This window comes from Burkholderia sp. KL41 (assembly GCF_057005415.2).
The window spans coordinates 2,040,294-2,058,522 of the sequence record NZ_CM174446.1 but is presented as its reverse complement, the minus strand read 5'-3'; the positions used below and the strand labels follow the sequence as shown (position 1 = coordinate 2,058,522).

Sequence of the window (18,229 nt, the reverse complement as noted above, 5' to 3'; positions counted from 1 at the left end):
GAACGACGATGCTGGCATACATACTCAGGCGGTTGCTGCTGATGGTCCCGACGCTGATCGGGGTGGTGACGATCACGTTCGCGGTCACGCAGTTCGTGCCGGGCGGCCCGGTCGAACAGGTGCTCGCGCAGCTGCGCCACGGCAGCGCGCGCGGCGGGGAGGCGGGCGGCGGAGGCGGCGGCTACCACGGCAGCCAGGGCGTCGACCCGCAGCAGATCGAACAGATCCGCAAGCAGTTCGGCTTCGACAGGCCGCCGCTCGAACGCTACGTGCTGATGCTGAAGAGTTATGCGACGTTCGACCTCGGCCAGTCCTATTTCGCGCATCGCAGCGTGTGGGCGGTCATTCGCTCGAAGCTGCCGGTGTCGATCACGCTCGGGATGTGGACGGTGATCCTCACGTACCTGGTGTCGGTGCCGCTCGGCATCGCGAAGGCGGTGCGCAACGGGTCGCGGTTCGACACCGTGACGAGCGTGCTGGTGCTGGCCGGCTACGCGGTGCCGGGCTTCGTGCTCGGCGTGCTGCTGCTGATGCTGTTCGGCGGCGGCACGTTCTGGCAGGTGTTCCCGATGCGCGGGCTTACATCCGACAACTTCGACGACCTGACGGTGATCGGAAAGGCCCTCGACTATCTGTGGCACATCGTGATGCCGGTGACGGCGTCGGTCGTCGGCAACTTCGCGATCGTCACGATCCTCACCAAGAACACGTTCCTCGAGGAGATCGGCCGGCAATACGTGCTGACCGCCCGCGCGAAGGGCGCGCCCGAGCGCGACGTGCTGTGGAAGCACGTGCTGCGCAACGCGGCGATCCCGCTGCTCACCGGGCTGCCGGCCGCGTTCGTCGGCGCCTTCCTGAACGGCAACCTGCTGATCGAGACGCTGTTCTCGCTCGACGGCATGGGGCAACTGTCGTACGACTCGGTGATCCGCCGCGACTATCCGGTCGTGCTCGGCTCGCTGTTCCTGTTCACGCTGATCGGCCTGCTGACCAAACTCATCGCGGATATCTGCTATGTCCTCGTCGACCCCCGTATCCAGTTCAACCGCCTGGACCACTGACCAGGCATGCGCCGCGTGCGCGGCCTCGCCGTCGCCGTGGCGGCGCACGTGGTTGCGCTTTCGCGCACAGCCGCTCGGCTACTGGAGCCTCGTGATCTTCACGGTGCTGTTCGTGCTCAGCCTGGGCGCGAACCTGCTGTCGAACGACCGGCCGCTGATCGTGCGCTACGACGGGCACTATTACTTCCCGATCGTGAAGGACTATCCGGAGACCGCGTTCGGCGGCGATTTTCCCGCGATGACGAACTATCTCGACCCGTACATCCGCACGAAACTCGAGTCGCACGGCAATTTCGCGCTTTATCCGCCGAACCGCTATCGCTACGACACGATCGACTATTTCGCGTCGCGCCCGTATCCTGCGCCGCCGTCGGCCAGCAACTGGCTCGGCACCGACCAGTTCGGGCGCGACGTGCTCGCGCGGCTGCTGTACGGGTTCCGGCTGTCGGTGCTGATGGCGTTCGCGCTGACGGTATCGGGCGTGCTGGTCGGCGTGCTGACCGGTGCGCTGCAAGGCTTCTACGGCGGCCGTACCGACCTGGTCGGCCAGCGCCTGATCGAGATCTGGAGCGCGCTGCCCGACCTGTACCTGCTGATCATCTTCGCGTCGATCTTCACGCCGTCGCTGTGGCTGCTGTTCGTGCTGCTGTCGATGTTCGGCTGGCTCGTGCTGTCCGACTACGTCCGCGCCGAATTCCTGCGCAACCGCGCGCTCGACTACGTGAAAGCGGCACGCACGATGGGGCTGACGAACGCACAGATCATCTGGCGCCACGTGCTGCCGAACAGCCTCACGCCGGTGATCACGTTCCTGCCGTTCCGGATGAGCGCGGCGATCCTGTCGCTGACGAGCCTCGACTTCCTCGGGCTCGGCGTGCCGCCGCCGACACCGAGCCTCGGCGAGCTGCTGCAGGAGGGGAAGAACAACCTGGATGCGTGGTGGATCTCGATCGCGGCGTTCGCGGCGCTGGTGGTGACGCTGCTGCTGCTCACCTTCATGGGCGATGCGCTGCGCAACGCGCTCGACACGCGCACGCGCGGCTCGGCATTCGGCGGAGGGCGATGATGACGAGACCGTTGCTGCAGATCGACGGGTTTTCCGCGCATTTCGGCGCGAACGCGGCCGTCCAGGACCTGAGCCTGTCGATCGGCCGCGGCGAGCGCGTGGCGCTCGTCGGCGAGTCGGGGTCGGGCAAGAGCGTGACCGCGCTGTCGATCCTGCGGCTCGCACAGCAGGCGACGCTGTCGGGACGGATGCTGTTCGACGGCGAGGATCTGCTCGCGAAGACCGAGCAGCAGATGCGCGGCATCCGCGGCGCCGATATCGCGATGGTGTTCCAGGAGCCGATGACGGCGCTCAATCCGCTGTATACGATCGGCAAGCAGATCGCCGAGAGCCTGCGGCTGCACGAGGGGCTGCGCCCGGGTGAGGCGCGCGAGCGCGGGATCGCGCTGCTGCGCCGCACCGGGATTCCCGAGCCGGAGCGGCGTATCGACAGTTTCCCGCACCAGCTGTCGGGCGGGCAGCGGCAACGCGCGATGATCGCGATGGCGCTGGCGTGCCGGCCGCGGCTGCTGCTCGCGGACGAGCCGACCACCGCGCTCGACGTGACGGTGCGCCAGCAGATCGTCGACCTGCTGATCGAGCTGCAGGAGCGGGAGGCCGCCGAGCGCGGGATGGCCGTGCTGCTGATCACGCACGACCTGAACCTCGTGCGGCGCTTCGCGCAGCGTGTGGCCGTGATGGAGAAGGGCGTGCTGGTGGAGACCGGCACGACCGCCGGGCTGTTTGCGGCGCCGCAGCATCCGTACACGCGCCGGCTGCTCGACAGCGCGCCGCAACGGGCGGTCGAGCCGGTCGCCGCCGGCGCGCAGACGATCCTCGACGTGCGGCAACTCGCCGTCGACTACCGCATCGCGGCAAAGGGCTGGCGCTCGGTGCTCGGCAAGACGACGTTCCGCGCCGTGCACGACGTGCAGTTGAGCCTGAAGCGCGGCGAAACGCTCGGGATCGTCGGCGAGTCGGGTTCGGGGAAATCGACGCTCGCGTCGGCGGTGCTCGGCCTGCAGCGGCCGGCGTCGGGCGGGATCGAGATCGACGGCATGCCGCTCGCGTCGCTGCGCACGACGCAGGGCCGGCGCACGCTGTACGGACGCATGCAGGTGGTGTTCCAGGATCCGTTCGGCTCGCTGTCGCCGCGCATGACGGTCGAGCAGATCGTCGGCGAAGGGCTGGGCGTGCACCGGCCGCAGGTGACCGGCGACGCGCGGCGGGCGCGGATCGCCGCGCTGCTGCAGGAGGTCGGGCTGCCGGCCGAGGCGATGCTGCGTTATCCGCACGAGTTTTCCGGCGGGCAGCGGCAGCGGATCGCGATCGCGCGGGCGCTGGCGGTGGAGCCGGAACTGCTGGTGCTCGACGAGCCGACCAGCGCGCTCGACGTGTCGATCCAGAAGCAGGTGCTGAATCTGCTGACGAATCTGCAAAAGAAGTACAAACTCAGCTACCTGTTCATCACGCACGATCTGGCGGTGATGCGTGCGATGGCCCACCGGGTCATCGTGATGAAGGCGGGGCGCGTGGTCGAGGCGGGCGAGACGCTCGACGTGCTGCACGCGCCATCCCATCCGTATACACGGGCGCTGCTCGCGTCGTCCATGCCGACGCCGGCGCGCGGCCTGGAGCAGAGGCAAGAGAGAACCGATGATTGACGAGAACCGGGCGCCGGGCGCCCGAGCCGTACAGGCGGCGCAGGCGTTGCGCAGCGACGCCGATTTCTGGTCGCTGCGTATCGTCGACGAGACGATCGACGAACATGCGGTGCGCAACGACGTCGCGCAGCCGTTCTCGCGCACGCGCGAGCGCGGCGCGATGCTGATGGCCCGGGCCGGTACGGGCGCGGGTTATGCGGCGACACCCGACCTGTCCCCGGCCGGGCTGCAGGCGGCGCTCGACATCGCGACCGCGCGGGCACGGGCCAGCGCGCCGTGGGCGCTGGTCGATCATCGCCAGGCCGCGCGCCCGCAGACGAGCGGCACGTATGCGTCGCCCGATGTCGACGCGGCGCTGCCGTCGCGCGCGGAATGGATCGAGCGTCTCGCGCACGAATGCGCGGCGGCGAACCTCGGCGCGCGCATCGTCGAGCGCGCGGCGAGCGTGATGATCGTCGACACCGAGCAGTGTTACCTGACGAGCGACGGCGTCCGGATCGACCAGCGGTTCCGCTTCCTGATGCCCGAGCTGCACGCCGTCGCCCACGGCGACGGCGACACGCAGACGCGCTCGCTCGGTCAATCGGGCACGCTGGCGCAGGGCGGCATCGACGTGCTGGCGCGCTACGGCTTCGACGGCGCCGGCGCGCGCGTCGCCGACGAGGCGCTGCAGCTGCTGGCCGCACCGAACTGCCCGACCGGCCGGCGCGACCTGTTGCTGATGCCCGACCAGATGATGCTGCAGATCCACGAATCGATTGGCCATCCGCTCGAACTCGACCGGATCCTCGGCGACGAGCGCAACTTCGCCGGATCGAGCTTCGTCAGGCCGGAGATGGTCGGCCACTATCAGTACGGCTCGCCGCTGCTGAACGTCACGTTCGATCCCGAGCCGGCCGCCGAAGCCGCGTCCTACGCGTTCGACGACGACGGCACGCCGGCGCGCAAGCAGTACCTGATCCGCAACGGCGTGCTCGAACGGCTGCTCGGCGGGGCGCTGTCGCAGCAGCGTGCGGGCCTGCCGGGTGTCGCCAATTCGCGCGCGTCGAGCTGGAACCGCGCGCCGATCGACCGGATGGCGAACCTGAACGTCGAACCCGGCGACCAGTCGCTCGATGCGCTGGTCGCGGGCACCGAGCACGGGATCCTGATGCGCACCAACACGTCCTGGTCGATCGACGACCACCGCAACAAATTTCAGTTCGGTTGCGAATTCGGGCAACTGATCGAGAACGGCCGGCTCACGCAGGTCGTCAAGCGCCCGAACTACCGCGGCATCTCTGCGCAGTTCTGGCGCAGCCTGCGCGCGGTAGGCGATGCGGGCACGTTCGGCATCTACGGCACGCCTTATTGCGGGAAGGGCGAGCCCGCGCAGATCATCCGGGTCGGCCACGCCGCGCCGGCCTGCGTGTTCGCCGATGTCGACGTATTCGGAGGCGCGTGATGACGGGATTCGATCCGATGGCACGCCGCGCCGGCATCGACTGGCATGCGCATTTCACCCGGCTCGCCGACGAGGCGCAACGGTTGAAGGCGCCGGCCGAAACCGTCCTGCTCGGTTTCTCGAGCGAAACGTCCGACTTCGTCCGCTTCAACGGCGGCAGGATTCGCCAGACCGGGCGCGTCACGCAGGGGCGATTGTCCGTGCGGCTCGTCGACGGGGCGCGGCAAGCGCACTCGGCGCTGACCGTCTGCGGCGATCCGGCGGCCGACCTGCCCGAACTGGCCGCCGCGCTGGCCGTGCTGCGCGACGGCCTGCGCGATGCGCCGGACGATCCGCACCTGCTGTTCGATACCTCGTCGTGGCTGCAGGAAACCCACCGCACCGGGCGCCTGCCGGATGCGGACGGGCTCGCGCGCGTCGTGGCCGAATGCGCGCGCGGTCTCGATTTCGTCGGCTTCTACGCGGGTGGCACGCTGGCGCGCGGCTTCGCGTCGTCGACCGGCAGCCGCGGCTGGTACGAGGTCGAGAACTTCAACTTCAGCTGGTCGCTGTACGACCCGAGCGGACGGGCGATCAAGACCGCCTACGCAGGCGACGACTGGAGCGATGCGGCGTTCGCCGCCCGCGTCGAGGCGGCCGCCGCGCGGCTGCCCGTGCTCGGCCGCACGCCGAAGGCGCTTGCGCCCGGACGCTACCGCGCGTATTTCGCGCCGGACGCCGTTCACGAGATGACGAGCCTGCTCGGCTGGAGCGGCTTTTCGGCGCGTGCGCTGGCGAGCGCCCGCAGCCCGCTGCATCGCCTGTACGCCGGCGAGGTCGCGCTCGATCCACGCGTGTCGATCACCGAGGATTTCTCGCTGGGCATCGCGCCGGCGTTCAACGCCGACGGCTACCGGCGCGACAGCGTGCCGCTCGTCGTCGGCGGGCGGGGGGAAGGGCAGCTCGTGAGCGCACGCACCGCGCGCGAGCACGGGCGTGTGCCGAACGGGGCGGACAACGGCGAATCGCCGCAGTCGCTGACGATCGCGGGCGGCACGCTCGCGGATGCCGACGTGCTGGCCGCGCTCGACACGGGGCTCTACGTCGGCAACCTCTGGTACCTGAACTTCTCGGACCCGATCGCCTGCCGGATGACGGGGATGACGCGCTTCGCGACGTTCTGGGTCGAAGGCGGGCGCATCGTCGCGCCGGTCGACGCGATGCGGTTCGACGACAGTTTCTACCGGCTGTTCGGATCGGAGCTCGAGCAGCTCGGCGCGGCGCCCGCGCTGCTCGCGAACGACGACACCTACGGCGAGCGCGCCACCGGAGGCGCGCAGTTGCCGGGGCTGCTCGCGCGCGCGTTCGAACTCACGCTGTAACGCGGCTGCCGATACTCGCCGATGCCGTCATTCTTCATCGACCGTCCCGTCTTTGCGTGGATCGTCGCGCTCGCGATCGTCGTCGCGGGCGTGCTGGCCATTCCGCAATTGCCGATCGCGCAGTATCCGCGCCTGGCGCCGCCGCGGGTCGTGGTCACCGCGTCTTATCCGGGCGCGTCGACCGAGACGGTCGATGCCGACGTCGGCAGCGTCATCGAGGAAAGCCTCGACGGCGCCGACGGGCTGCTGTACTACGAGACGAGCAGCGACGGTCACGGCAACCTCGAGATCGACGTGACGTTCTCGCCCGGCACCGATCCGGACATCGCGCTCGTCGACGTCAACAACCGGTTGAAGCAGGTCGAGCCGCGGCTGCCGCAGCAGGTCGTCCAGCAGGGGATCGGCGTGTTCAAGGCGGCGAACACGTTCCTGATGCTCGTCACGCTGACGTCGACCGACGGCACGCGCGATTCCGCGCAGCTCGGCGATTACCTGAACCGCTACGTGCTGCGCGAGCTGAAGCGTGCGCCGGGTGTCGGCGCGGCCGAGCTGTGGGATGCCGACGAGGCGCTGCGGGTGTGGCTCGATCCCGTGAAGTTGCGCGAATACGATCTCGGCGCCGACGACGTGATCGCGGCGATCAGCGCGCAGAACGCGACGGTCACGGCCGGCGCGATCGGCGACGCGCCGTTCGTGCACGGCCAGCAGCTGACCGCGACGGTCGTGGTCAAGGGGCAGCTTGCGTCGCCCGAGGAGTTCGGCCGGATCGTGCTGAAGTCGAAGCAGGACGGTTCGGCGGTGCGCGTCGCCGACGTCGCGCGCGTCGAGATCGGCCGCGACGATTATTCGTTTTATTCGCGGCTGAACGGCCGGCCGGCCGCGACGGTCGGCATCCAGCTCGGCCCGCGCGGCAACGCGCTCGAAACGTCGAATGCGATCCGCGCACGGCTCGCCGAGCTGTCGCGGACGCTGCCGCCGGGCGTCGCGGTCGAGATTCCCTTCGACGGCGCGCATTTCGTCAAGATCGCGATCCACGAAGTCGTGCTGACGCTCGTCGAGGCCGTCGTGCTGGTGTTCTGCGTGATGTGGCTGTTCCTGCGCGACCTGCGCTACACGCTGGTGCCGACCGTCGTGATTCCGGTCACCCTGATGGGCGCGTTCGTCGCGATGTGGGCGTTCGGGCTGTCGATCAACGTGTTCACGATGTTCGGCCTCGTGCTGGCGATCGGCATCCTGGTCGACGATGCGATCGTCGTCGTCGAGAGCGTGCATCGCGTGATGGAGGAGGGCGTGTCGCCGCGCGACGCCACCCGCCGGGCCATGAAGCGGATCGGCGGGGCGATCGTCGGCGTGACCGCGGTGCTGACCGCCGTATTCGTGCCGATGGCGTTTTTCCCGGGCAGTGTCGGCGGCATCTACCGGCAGTTCGCGGTGGCGATGATCGCGTCGATGCTGGTGTCGTCGTTCATGGCACTGTCGCTCACGCCCGCGCTGTGCGCGAACCTGCTGAAGCCGGTCGCGCGACACGGCGGCGGAACCGGCCGGGCGAGGCGACGCGGCGTCGGCGCGCGCCTGGCCGACCGGTTCGGCGCGGCCTTCGCGCGCGCCGAATCCGGCTATCGCCGCGTCGCGGTGTTTGCCGTGCGCCGCACCGGGATGATCGTGGCCGTCTATGCGGCACTCGTGCTCGCATGCGGGCTGCTGTACTGGATGATGCCGGGCGGCTTCCTGCCCACCGAGGATCAGGGGCAACTGCAGGTGATGATCCAGTTGCCGGCGGGCGCCACGCAGGCGCGTACGCTCGCGGTCGTCGAGCGTGTGGAGGTGATCCTGCGCGCGGAGCCGGCGATAGCGAACGTGACGAGCGTGATCGGCTGGAGTTTCGCGGGCAGCGGGCAGAACGTCGGGATGGCGTTCGTGGAACTGAAGGACTGGGCGCAACGCGACGTCGACGCGATGGCGTTGCGCGACCGGCTCAACGCGCGTTTCGGCGCGATCCTCGACGGCGACGTCGAGGCGGCGCTGCCGCCTTCGGTGCGCGGCATCGGGCATTCCGACGGATTCACGTTCCGGCTCGAGGATCGCGGCGGGGGCGGGCTCGACGCGCTGAAGGCGGCCCGCGCGCAGCTTGCCGAGCGTGCGAAGGCGGATCCGCTGCTCTCGGCCGTGCATTTCGAAGACCTGCCGGACGCGCCGCGTATCGAGCTCGATGTCGATCGCGCGAAGGCGTATGCGCTCGGCGTGCCGTTCGAGCGGATCGCGGGGCTCCTGGGCGGCACGTTCGGCTCGAACTACATCAACGACTTTCCGGCGTCGGGCCGGATGCGGCGGGTGATCATCGAGGCCGACCCGGTCGCGCGCGCGACCGACGCGCAACTGATGGCGCTGACCGTCCCGAACCGCACCGGTGACATGGTGCCGCTTTCGGCGCTTGCCGCGCCGCACTGGACGATCGGCCCGGTGATGCTGAACCGGTACAACGGCTATCCGTCGCTCGACATCAGCGGCCGGGCGGCGACCGGCACGAGTTCGGGCGCGGCGATGGCGGAGATGGAGCGGCTGGCCGGTGCGCTGCCGGCCGGGATCGGTTTCGACTGGGTCGATGCGGCGCGCGAGGAGCAGGTTGCCGCACGGCAGACGCCGCTGCTCGTCGGGTTGTCGGTGCTCGCGGTCTTCATGGCGCTGGCCGCGCTGTACGAAAGCTGGACGATCCCGCTGTCGGTGCTGACGATCGTGCCGCTCGGCATGATCGGCGCGATCGCGGCGGCACTCGTGCGCGGCATGCCGAACGACGTGTACTTCAAGGTCGGGATGATTACCGTGGTGGGGCTGGCGGCGAAGAACGCGATCCTGATCGTGCAGTACGCGCGCGACCTGGCCGGTCATGGCGTGCCGCTGCGGCAGGCGGTGGTCGATGCGGCCGCTGCGCGATTCCGGCCGATCGTAATGACGTCGATGGCGTTCCTGCTCGGTGTCGTGCCGCTCGTGCTGGCGACGGGCGCCGGGGCGGAAAGCCGGCGATCGATCGGCACGGGCGCGTTCGGGGGTGTGCTGGCGGCGACGGTGTTCGGGCTCGTGTTCGCGCCGGTGGCGTTTCGTGTCGTGGCGTCGGCCGGGCGACGCGGCCGGCGTGCGGCGGTGGCGACGCGCGACGATCGTCAGGCTGAGGCGGTGGGGGAGTGACGCAGTGCCACGCAGTGCCGGCAGGTGGATTTCGTGCGTTGCGTTGATTGAATGCGATCGTCGTGCGGACGTCTCGCAGACGGCGCGATGCTCAATTCGAATTCAAGTCGTTAAAGAACCGAACGACTCTTCACGACATGTGGGGAATCTGGAAGATGCAAAGTATCGGCACGGCCTTCAACATAATACGGCCGGCGGTCAATGCGACGCCATCAGAATGGTGGGCAATCCCGATCGACGCGCCCAAGCTGGATCACCCGTTCACCCCAGTAGCAATGAAGTTTGGCAGTCCGACCGCACCCGTCCATGACGGCCCCGCAGCAACGAGCCTATTTAACGAGGGTAACGACCCGGTCGCGGCCGCACGCGACAAAAACAAGGCTTCTGCTAACAAAAAGCCGGGAGACGCGATCGACAACTACAAGGGAGCGACGCCTCTTGGGAACGAGGATAGCGAAGCAGGTGTGTGATTGTGAAAGGCGATTCCGATTTCAACGTGGAGGGTAGCTTCGCGTCGTTCGACGGTCACAAGACATCATGCGGCGCGGTGCTGATCACGTCGCTTCCAACGTCCGGGCGAGCCTAGCTTCTCGCACGACCACGCACGCGCCGACGAGCTTGGTATCGCTTGACAGGTCTCGCGTACGCGTTCGATCGAATACCAACGCGGCCCACCGTACTCCGGCCTTGTATTATCGCGGCGCGTAGAGCATGGCAAGCATGCGTACCGTCTCGCCGGGCTCCGGGAGCCGATCGAGATCGCCGCGAAGAACCACACTTTTTCCCATTGATCGTTGCGGAGAGCGTTCGGTTACGTTCGAGCGGCTTCGTTGCCGCCGGATCTCGCGACCCCGACGACCGACAACTACCGCCTTCGGCAACTGCCCGCAGGGCAGGATCGCCGATCACCATCAATCGAAACCACTGATCACATTCAACCGAAATCGTCGGCTACGTTTGCCGAAATACGCAGCTTGACCGCTTCGAGCCGGCGCCACAGCGTGGGCGAGCCGAGCAGCGTCGGATCGGCGGTGGTCATCACCACCGCCTCGCCGTTGGCCCAGAATGCGACGCCCGCCGGCGGCAACGCACCGTCGGACGACACCGCGTCGAAGCGCGGCTCATTGCCGCGCGTGCGGGCGTTCATATCTGGATCGCGTAGTCGAAGCGCAGGTCGGTGGCGGCTTGGCCGCCGCGCATGCCCCAGTTGTCGAACGGTTCCTCGCGCAGCAGCACCAGCACGCAGGCCGGATCGATTCCGCGCAAGGTCGCCACGTTGTCGACGACGCGGCGATAAAGCCGTCGCTTTACATCGAGCGAGCGTCCTGCGAATAGCGTGATCTCGAGCGACACGTAATGCGTCGCCCCGTTGGGCGCGAAGAAATCTTCGGCGTCGAACGTGCTGTATCGGGCCTGCAATTCCTCGTGGTTCACACAGAGCGTGGCCTTCAGCGCGTCGTACGCGGTTTCTACCAGACGCTTCTTTTCCAGCGCGGTGCGTGGGCCGCGCTCCTCGATCTTTACGATGGGCATGTCGTGACCTTTGAAACAAGCTCGACGCCGTCGAGCGGATTGGGGTATGCGCGCGATTGCATGTCGGCCAGACGGCTCAGTGTGCGTGACAGATCGTGCGCACCTTCGAGTCCGTTGAGCACCTCGGCGACCGGCCGGTCCGAGGCCATGAAGAGAGCGCGTTTGCGATCGTAGAAAATATCGATGAGCCACACGAATCGCTGCAGCGTTTCCGGTTTCTCGAGCCAGTGAGTCGCCACGCGATCCACGATCAGACCTCGCCAGCGTTCGGCCATGTCGAGATAGTCCAGGTGGGAGCGGCTGGCCACGCACAGTTCCTGGAAGTCCGTCCAGACCAGCGCATTGCCGGCCGCCCGCACATGCAGGGGCCGCCCTGCCGCCAACAACACGCGCGGCCGCAGCACGTGGTCGGCCTCGTATTGCAGGAAGACGGCCTCCAACGCATCGGCGCTCGTGGTGTCGAGCGGTGCGAAGAAGCGTGGCCGTTCGGCGCGCTCGCCCGCGAGACGATAGTCGCGCGGGCCGTCGAAATGGATCACCGTGAAATGCTTGTCGATGAGTTCGATGGCGGGCTGAAAGCGCGCATGAAATTCCGGATTCGGCAGCAGGCCCGCGGGCGCATAGTTCGATGTCAGCACGATGCGCGTGCCGAGCTTCAGTGCGACCTCCAGGAAGCGGCCTATCAGAAACGCGTCGGCGATATCGTGCACGTGGAATTCATCGAAGCAGAGCAGTTCGACGCCGTCGAGCCATTCGCGCGCGACGTCGCCGAGTCGGTCGTCGCCGCGCGCATGGCGCACGAGTCGCTGATTCATCTCGCGCAGAAACTCGTGAAAATGAATGCGCCGCTTCGGGCAGGTGGCAAGTTCGAATACAGTGTCCACCACCAGGCTCTTGCCTCGGCCGGGCAGGCCGTGGCAATACACGCCGCGCACACCGTCCATCGCGCGCACTTGCCACGGCCAGCTACGTCGCGTACGCGCGCCGAGCAAGACCACCAGCGCGCCGATCGCATTCCGTTGCTGCGTATCCGGCACGATGCCGCGTGCGGCCAGCGCGTCCGTCACTTGACATTCATCGATCATGAGTTTGCGTGTTCCGTGGCGGCAGAAATGTCTCGAGCAGCGGCTTCGGACTGCGTGCGCGGGTCGCCAGCATATGATCCAGCGCGGCATGCTGATCGGCCAGCCCCTTGTCCTGCGAGAGCTTGATGCGTGCTTCCTCGTGTTCCACCAGGACGCGCAGACCAAGCACGTGCGACACGAAACCCTTTACACGCTCGTCGTCGGCGTCGAACTGGTAGGGGGCGTCGTCCGGTTGCAGCCGCGCGGCGGTTTCGCGCAACACGTCGAGCTTGTAAGGCAACGCGTCGACCACCTCCACGACGCCGTTCATATGCACGGACACGTAATTCCAGGTCGGCAACTGGCGCGTGACATAGGCCTCGGGCGGGATGTAGCTGTCCGGCCCCATGAACACGATGCGCGCATGCAGGCGACGCTGGCCGCGAAATTGCGGGTTGACGGCGTCCACGTGACCGAACAGATCGCGCGACCCGGCCACGCGAAATAACGGCACATGGCTGGCGAGAGGCTGCGGGCCGTCGACGCTCACCACCATCGCCAGCGGAAAGCTGTCGACAATGGCGTCGATTCGTTCGGGATCGGTAAAGCGAAAGGCGTCGTAATGAAACGGAGCGGGCGCCGCAGTTGGGACGATAGCTTCGATCGGAATCATGGCTGTATCGGTCGATGTCGGTGTGAGATCAGTCGATTGGAAAAATGGCCGCGTCGTGAATCAGGGTTGCGGCGAGACGGTCGTGCCGCGCGCGCCGGCGGCGTTCGGCGGCAATCAGCCGGCGCGCGAACCACACGCCGAGTTGCGGCGCGCGCACCGGCTTGAGGGGACGCAGCGGAATGGGGATCGACGCCACAGGCGCGTCGGCGGCGAGTTCCGCGAGCCATTGCCCCATCAGGAACGACAACGCGATGCCGCGGCCATTGCAGCCGGTCCAGCCGAACACGGTCGGCGCGAGTTGCACCAATTGCGGCAAGCCGCGCGGCGTTACGCCGACGCGGCCCGCCCACAGGTCCGAAGGCGGTGCGAGGGTAAGGTCGAAGGTGAGTCCGATGCGCCGCTGCAATTCCGCCTCCAGTCCGTCACGCGCAAAACGCTCGCCGGTCGGGAACAGTCCGGTCAGCAAACGGTTGCCCGGCAGCCGGCGAAAGAAAGACATGTCGCGGCCCACGTCCGAAAACGGCTGGTTGGCGCGCAGCACCTGCTCCGCGCCATTCGACGGCAGGTCGTAGGCGGCCAGTATCATCGCGAACGGCAAGGTGGCGGCGGTCAGGCCGTTCGCGCCGCCGTGACCGTAAGCGTTGGTCGCCATTATCACGCGCCGGGCGAAAACCCGGCCGTGCGACGTGTCGAGCGCGGCCAGCCGGTGGGTCTGCGGCACGGCCGGGGTGATTAGACGGCAGCCGTTGACGAGCATGCCGCCGATGCGCCCGAACGCGCGCGCGAGGCCGCGCGTGAAGGCGAGCGGATCGATCTGGCCGCCTTCGGTCAGGCATAGCGCGCAGGGGTAGCGCGCCGTGCCGGTCAGGGCCTGCAGTTCGTCGCGCTCGACCAGCCGTGCCCGCGCGGCGCCGGCGCGCTGCGCGTGCAGGCGTTGCTCCCAAACCGGGTCGTCGGAATCGGACAGGTCGGGTTGCAACCAGCCGTTCTGCCGCGCGTCGCAGTCTATCCGCTCCGCCCGAATAAACTCGAACAGCGCATTCGCCGCGCTGCCCAGTCGTGCGTTGAAGCGGGTCGCACGCGTTTCGCCCCATGCACGCTGGACCTCGGCGGGCCCGACGCGGCCGAGCGCCGGAATCACGAAGCCCGAGTTGCGGCCGGAAGCCCCCGCGCCGGGTTCGTTCGCTTCCAGCACCGCGACGCGCAGACTGCGCCGCGCCGCGTGAAACGCCGCCGTGAGGCCGGTGATGCCCGCGCCGATCACGACCACGTCGAAGGTCTCGCCGTCGAGCGCGGGCGCGTCGTCGGCCGCCTCCGGAGGCGTCGCGTCGCGGGCCCAGCAGGGCGATTCAGCGAGCAACGTCGCTAGCGAGGTCAAGGGCTGCATGCGGCGCCTGCTGGGTGGAAAAAGGCGAGGGGGGACGCGCCGCGCCGTCGGCGAGCCGTTCGGCGAGCGACTGCGCGATGGCGGCCGAGCGCAGCGCCAGCAGGCTGAACGAACCGGAGTCGCCCATTCCGTGCGACGACTCGCACAGTCCGTTCAGATAGAGCGGCGCGGCATGCGCAGGCTGGCCGGAGAAACGCACGCGGTAGTCGATCGATACATCCAGGTGACCGCTGCCCAGTTCGAGCAGGGGCGCCATCGCCGACAGCAGCGGCGGATACGCTTCGCGTTTCGGACCCACGCCGATGTCGAGAAAACCGGTGGCGAGCACCACGAGATCGAACGACTCGACGCTGCGCGCATCCGTGATCGTATTACGCAGCGCCAGATGCACGCCCGCGCCATCCGCGTCGACTTTGTCGACTTCCGTGTTGGTGCGGATTTCCAGTGTGTCGCGCTCGAGGATCCGGTTCGCGTAGAGCTTCACGTACAGCGCTTCGAGCACGTCCTTGTCCGCAGCCGAATAGTTGGTGCCTTCCAGTTCCGCGCGCAGACGGCCCTTGGTTTTCTGGTCCGCGTGAAAGAACGTCTGCACGAACTGCGGAAAATACACCTCGTCGGAAAACGGGCTCGTGTCTTTCTGGCGGAAGCCGAAATTGCGCGTGATGCCCACCACTTTCCTGCAGTCGCCGAGTCCGTGCGCGTGCAGCAGGATCTCCACCGCGCTCTGGCTGCCGCCCACGACCGCGACGCGCGGCGGCCGGCTTTTGCGCACGCGGTTCAGCGCGAACAGATAGTCGTTCAGATGCACGATACGTTCGCCGTCCACGTCGGCGAACTGCGCCGGCACGTTCGGCGTGCGGCCCGGCGCCATCACGACCGAGCGCGCACGCCATTCACGGCCGCTCGCGTCGCGCACGCAATAGCCTTGCAGAAGCCCGCTCTCAGCGTCGACGAGCGGTTCGACGGCGCTGACGTTCACCCCGTACCGCACCTGATGCGCGAACAGTTCCGCAACCCAGCGCACGTACTGTTCGTATTCGATACGCAGCGGAAACGGCAGACCGAGATTCAGATGCTCGAACAGCCGGCCGTTCTCGAACAGGAAATTCGTGAACGAATAGCGGCTGCGCGGATTGCGCGGCGTCACCAGGTCGCGCAGCGGATGATTCTGGATGTCCGAGTCCTCGAGCAACATGCCTTCCTGCCAGCGCGGACTGTCGCGTTTTTCGAGGAACAGCACGTTCAGGCCGTCGGTTAGCTCCTCGAAGGCGATCGCGAGCGCGATGTTCGCCGGACCGAAGCCGATGCCGATCACGTCGAGCATCGGCGCCTGCGTGACGGGGCGGTTCATAGTGCCTCCGCTTTCGGCGCATCGGCCTGTTCCGTTCGAGTGGTGTAGACGGAAAGCGCGATGTCGAGGATGGCAAGAATCTCATCGGCCTGCGCATCGGTCAGCACAAGCGGCGGCAACAGACGCAATACCGCCCCGTGACGTCCGCCGGTTTCGATGATCATGCCCTGCCGCAGGCATTCGCGTTTGATGCGTTTGGCGAGTGCGCCGTCAGCGGGCGGCAGGCCGCGCGCGTCGCGCCGGCCTCGCGGGTCGACGATCTCGACACCGAGCATCAGACCGCGGCCGCGCACGTCGCCGATGCAGTCGAAGCGCGCCTGCAAGGTTTCGAGCCCGGCGCGCAGCCTGGCGCCCACGCGGGCGGCGGCGGCCGGCACGTCGTTCTCGCGCAGATACCGCAGCGTGGCCGCGCCCGACACGAGCGCGATCTGGTTGCCGCGGAATGTTCCGGTGTGCGCGCCCGGATTCCATTTGTCGTATTGCCGGTGATACGCGATCAACGCGAGCGGGAAGCCGCCGCCCACCGCTTTCGACATAACGATGGCGTCCGGCACGATGCCGGCGTGCTCGTGCGCGAACATGGCGCCGGTGCGGCCGAAGCCGGTTTGCACTTCGTCGATGACGAGCGGAATGCCATGACGTGCGGCGAGCGCCGCCAGGCCCCGCAACCACGTCGCGCTGGCGGGAATGCAGCCTCCCTCTCCCTGCACCGCTTCGACGATGATCAGCGCTGGCGGCGTAATGCCGCTCTCCGGGTCGGACAGCAGATGGTCGATATACGCGAGCGACAGCGTATCGCTCGCTTCCCCGCCCATACCGAACGGGCAACGGTATGCGTTCGGATAGGGCAGGAAGAACACTTCCGCCATATGTCCCGCCACCGCACGCTTGGGTTCGATGTTCCCCATCAGGCTCAGCGCTCCCATCGTCATGCCGTGGTAGGCGCCGTGAAAGGCCAGCACCGAGCGTCGGCCGGTGGCGGTCTTGAACAGCTTGATGACGGCCTCCACGGCGTCCGCGCCGCTCGGCCCGCAAAACTGCAGCTTGGCGTTCGCCGCGAACGCGGGCGGCAGGACCTGATACAGCTCGTCGACGAACGCGAGCTTGGCCGGTGTCGCGATGTCGAGCCCCTGCAGGATATGGCCGGACGCAAGGAACTGGCTCGTGCGCTCCATCACGTAGGGATGGTTGTGGCCGAGCGGCAATGCGCCAGCGCAGGCGAGGCAGTCTAGATAGCGGCGGCCTTCGCTGTCGTAGACCACCGCGATTTCTCCTTTGGTCAATACGCGGTCGATCGAGCGGGCGTAGGTGCGCGCATTCGATTCCCGCTCGGCGAGCAGGCTGAGCGCGGAATGCGGCGCGCTGTGCGTGGCGTGGTCATGCATAGGACGTGCTCCTCGACGAATCGGTCTGGGCAGGCTGTATCGGCTGAACCGGGATCAAAGGGGAAGAGGCTGAAGGTGCGGCTTCACCGAGCGTCTTCAGCCAGCGGCGGTATTCGACGGCGAGCCGGTCGCTGCGCACATGCATCTCTTCGCGCAGATCGAGCGGCAACCGGTAGGGCCGCTGCGATTCGACGATGCGGCGGTCCTGTTCGAACACGCGGTCCTGGCGGTCGAGAATCTGCGCCTCGGTCAGGTCTGCGCCGAAGTTGATCGCGACGATAAGGTAGAGCACGGCTTCGTCCTCGTCGGCGGGCGTGGCGTTCAGGAACGTGCAGAAGCGTTCGGTGACGCCGGTCTTCTTCGTGAAGTACGCCGTGGTAGGCTGGAACACGTGATACGTATAGCGCGCCGTCACCGGAATGCCGCGATGGTCGCCGTACGGCTGGAATACCGTGATTTCAGAGGTCTTCAACCCCTGGGGCGTCTTGAAGACGTCGTAGTCGTCGATCGGGTCCGGGTTATCCGGGTCGCCGTTCAGGTTCGCGTGCACGAACGGAAAGTGCGACGCGTCCAGAAAGTTCTCGACCGAACGCAACGCGTTGGCGCGATAGCGGTACGGCCCGGCGTAGACTTTGCGGAACGACGGATCGTCCCATTCAGGAAACGCCGGCACGTCGCCTTCCGGCTGCCCGAGGCTGACCCACACGAGACCGTAGCGCTCCGTCACGCGATGCGGAAACACGAGTCGTTGCTGCGGTGGTTCGTGATCCGGATGGGCGGGCACCTTCACGCACCGGCCATGTTCGGAATAGCGCCAGCCGTGGTACGGACATTCGATCTCGCCGTTGCGCACGCAACCGAGCGAGAGCTTCGCGCCGCGATGGCCGCAATAGTCCTTCCACGCATTGATGCCCGCTGGCCCGCGCCACAGCACGAGCTCCTCGCCGAGCAGACGCACAGGCAACGGTGCGCCGTCGCGCACTTCGTCCGCTCGCGCGACCACGTGCCACTGATTGCGCAACGCCCTGTAGTCGATACCTTCGCGATCCCACTTCCCACTATAGTTCATGATGTGCGG

15 protein-coding genes and 1 pseudogene are annotated in these 18,229 nt (G+C 67.4%); 8 read left to right on the top strand and 8 right to left on the bottom strand.

What is annotated here, in order from left to right; all coding sequences use genetic code 11:
* Positions 1 to 8 precede the first annotated feature (8 nt).
* From PQB87_RS09580 to PQB87_RS09545, 8 genes and pseudogenes are all read left to right on the top strand, one after another.
* Entirely contained in the window at positions 9 to 1,061 is a 1,053-nt protein-coding gene (locus PQB87_RS09580; protein ID WP_059688020.1) for a microcin C ABC transporter permease YejB, read from the top strand.
* On the top strand, positions 1,015 to 2,127 hold the full coding sequence (locus PQB87_RS09575) for an ABC transporter permease (protein WP_027787338.1): 1,113 nt from the start codon (positions 1,015 to 1,017) through the stop codon (positions 2,125 to 2,127). Before PQB87_RS09580 ends, PQB87_RS09575 begins: the two co-directional genes overlap by 47 nt.
* The gene (locus tag PQB87_RS09570; RefSeq protein ID WP_489241562.1) at positions 2,127 to 3,770 is read left to right on the top strand and encodes an ABC transporter ATP-binding protein; all 1,644 of its coding nucleotides are present in this window, start codon (positions 2,127 to 2,129) and stop codon (positions 3,768 to 3,770) included. The genes PQB87_RS09575 and PQB87_RS09570 overlap by 1 nt, the downstream gene beginning before the upstream one ends.
* On the top strand, positions 3,763 to 5,214 hold the full coding sequence (locus tag PQB87_RS09565) for a TldD/PmbA family protein (RefSeq protein WP_059488445.1): 1,452 nt from the start codon (positions 3,763 to 3,765) through the stop codon (positions 5,212 to 5,214). The genes PQB87_RS09570 and PQB87_RS09565 overlap by 8 nt, the downstream gene beginning before the upstream one ends.
* Complete coding sequence (locus PQB87_RS09560) at positions 5,214 to 6,575, top strand: TldD/PmbA family protein (RefSeq protein WP_059488448.1); 1,362 nt, start codon at positions 5,214 to 5,216, stop codon at positions 6,573 to 6,575. The genes PQB87_RS09565 and PQB87_RS09560 overlap by 1 nt, the downstream gene beginning before the upstream one ends.
* Before the next feature lie 21 nt (positions 6,576 to 6,596).
* A complete protein-coding gene (locus PQB87_RS09555) occupies positions 6,597 to 9,758 on the top strand; it encodes a multidrug efflux RND transporter permease subunit (RefSeq protein WP_489241559.1) in 3,162 nt (1,053 codons plus the stop codon).
* Positions 9,759 to 9,895: 137 nt separating this feature from the next.
* The gene (locus tag PQB87_RS09550; RefSeq protein ID WP_222155898.1) at positions 9,896 to 10,228 is read left to right on the top strand and encodes a hypothetical protein; all 333 of its coding nucleotides are present in this window, start codon (positions 9,896 to 9,898) and stop codon (positions 10,226 to 10,228) included.
* Positions 10,222 to 10,344 (top strand): annotated as a pseudogene (locus PQB87_RS09545) (PAAR domain-containing protein); the annotation flags it as partial. The gene PQB87_RS09550 and the pseudogene PQB87_RS09545, both read left to right, overlap by 7 nt.
* Positions 10,345 to 10,692: 348 nt before the next feature.
* Here PQB87_RS09545 and PQB87_RS09540 read toward each other — a convergent pair.
* The 8 genes from PQB87_RS09540 to PQB87_RS09505 are packed head-to-tail and all read right to left on the bottom strand — an operon-like array spanning position 10,693 to position 18,220.
* The gene (locus tag PQB87_RS09540; RefSeq protein WP_489241557.1) at positions 10,693 to 10,905 is read right to left on the bottom strand and encodes a hypothetical protein; all 213 of its coding nucleotides are present in this window, start codon (positions 10,903 to 10,905) and stop codon (positions 10,693 to 10,695) included.
* A complete protein-coding gene (locus tag PQB87_RS09535) occupies positions 10,902 to 11,291 on the bottom strand; it encodes a tautomerase family protein (RefSeq protein WP_060063167.1) in 390 nt (129 codons plus the stop codon). The genes PQB87_RS09540 and PQB87_RS09535 overlap by 4 nt, the downstream gene beginning before the upstream one ends.
* Entirely contained in the window at positions 11,279 to 12,376 is a 1,098-nt protein-coding gene (gene zapE, locus PQB87_RS09530) for a cell division protein ZapE (RefSeq protein ID WP_489241555.1), read from the bottom strand. Before zapE ends, PQB87_RS09535 begins: the two co-directional genes overlap by 13 nt.
* A complete protein-coding gene (locus PQB87_RS09525) occupies positions 12,366 to 13,028 on the bottom strand; it encodes an FMN-binding negative transcriptional regulator (protein ID WP_060063160.1) in 663 nt (220 codons plus the stop codon). The genes zapE and PQB87_RS09525 overlap by 11 nt, the downstream gene beginning before the upstream one ends.
* Positions 13,029 to 13,056: 28 nt before the next feature.
* Entirely contained in the window at positions 13,057 to 14,415 is a 1,359-nt protein-coding gene (locus PQB87_RS09520) for an NAD(P)/FAD-dependent oxidoreductase (protein WP_489241553.1), read from the bottom strand.
* Entirely contained in the window at positions 14,378 to 15,766 is a 1,389-nt protein-coding gene (locus PQB87_RS09515) for a lysine N(6)-hydroxylase/L-ornithine N(5)-oxygenase family protein (RefSeq protein ID WP_489241551.1), read from the bottom strand. Before PQB87_RS09515 ends, PQB87_RS09520 begins: the two co-directional genes overlap by 38 nt.
* Positions 15,763 to 17,151: a diaminobutyrate--2-oxoglutarate transaminase family protein gene (locus PQB87_RS09510; protein WP_489241549.1), complete on the bottom strand. Its 1,389-nt coding sequence runs from the start codon at positions 17,149 to 17,151 to the stop codon at positions 15,763 to 15,765. Before PQB87_RS09510 ends, PQB87_RS09515 begins: the two co-directional genes overlap by 4 nt.
* Entirely contained in the window at positions 17,144 to 18,220 is a 1,077-nt protein-coding gene (locus PQB87_RS09505) for an aromatic ring-hydroxylating dioxygenase subunit alpha (protein ID WP_489241547.1), read from the bottom strand. Before PQB87_RS09505 ends, PQB87_RS09510 begins: the two co-directional genes overlap by 8 nt.
* Between the last annotated feature and the right edge of the window lie 9 nt (positions 18,221 to 18,229).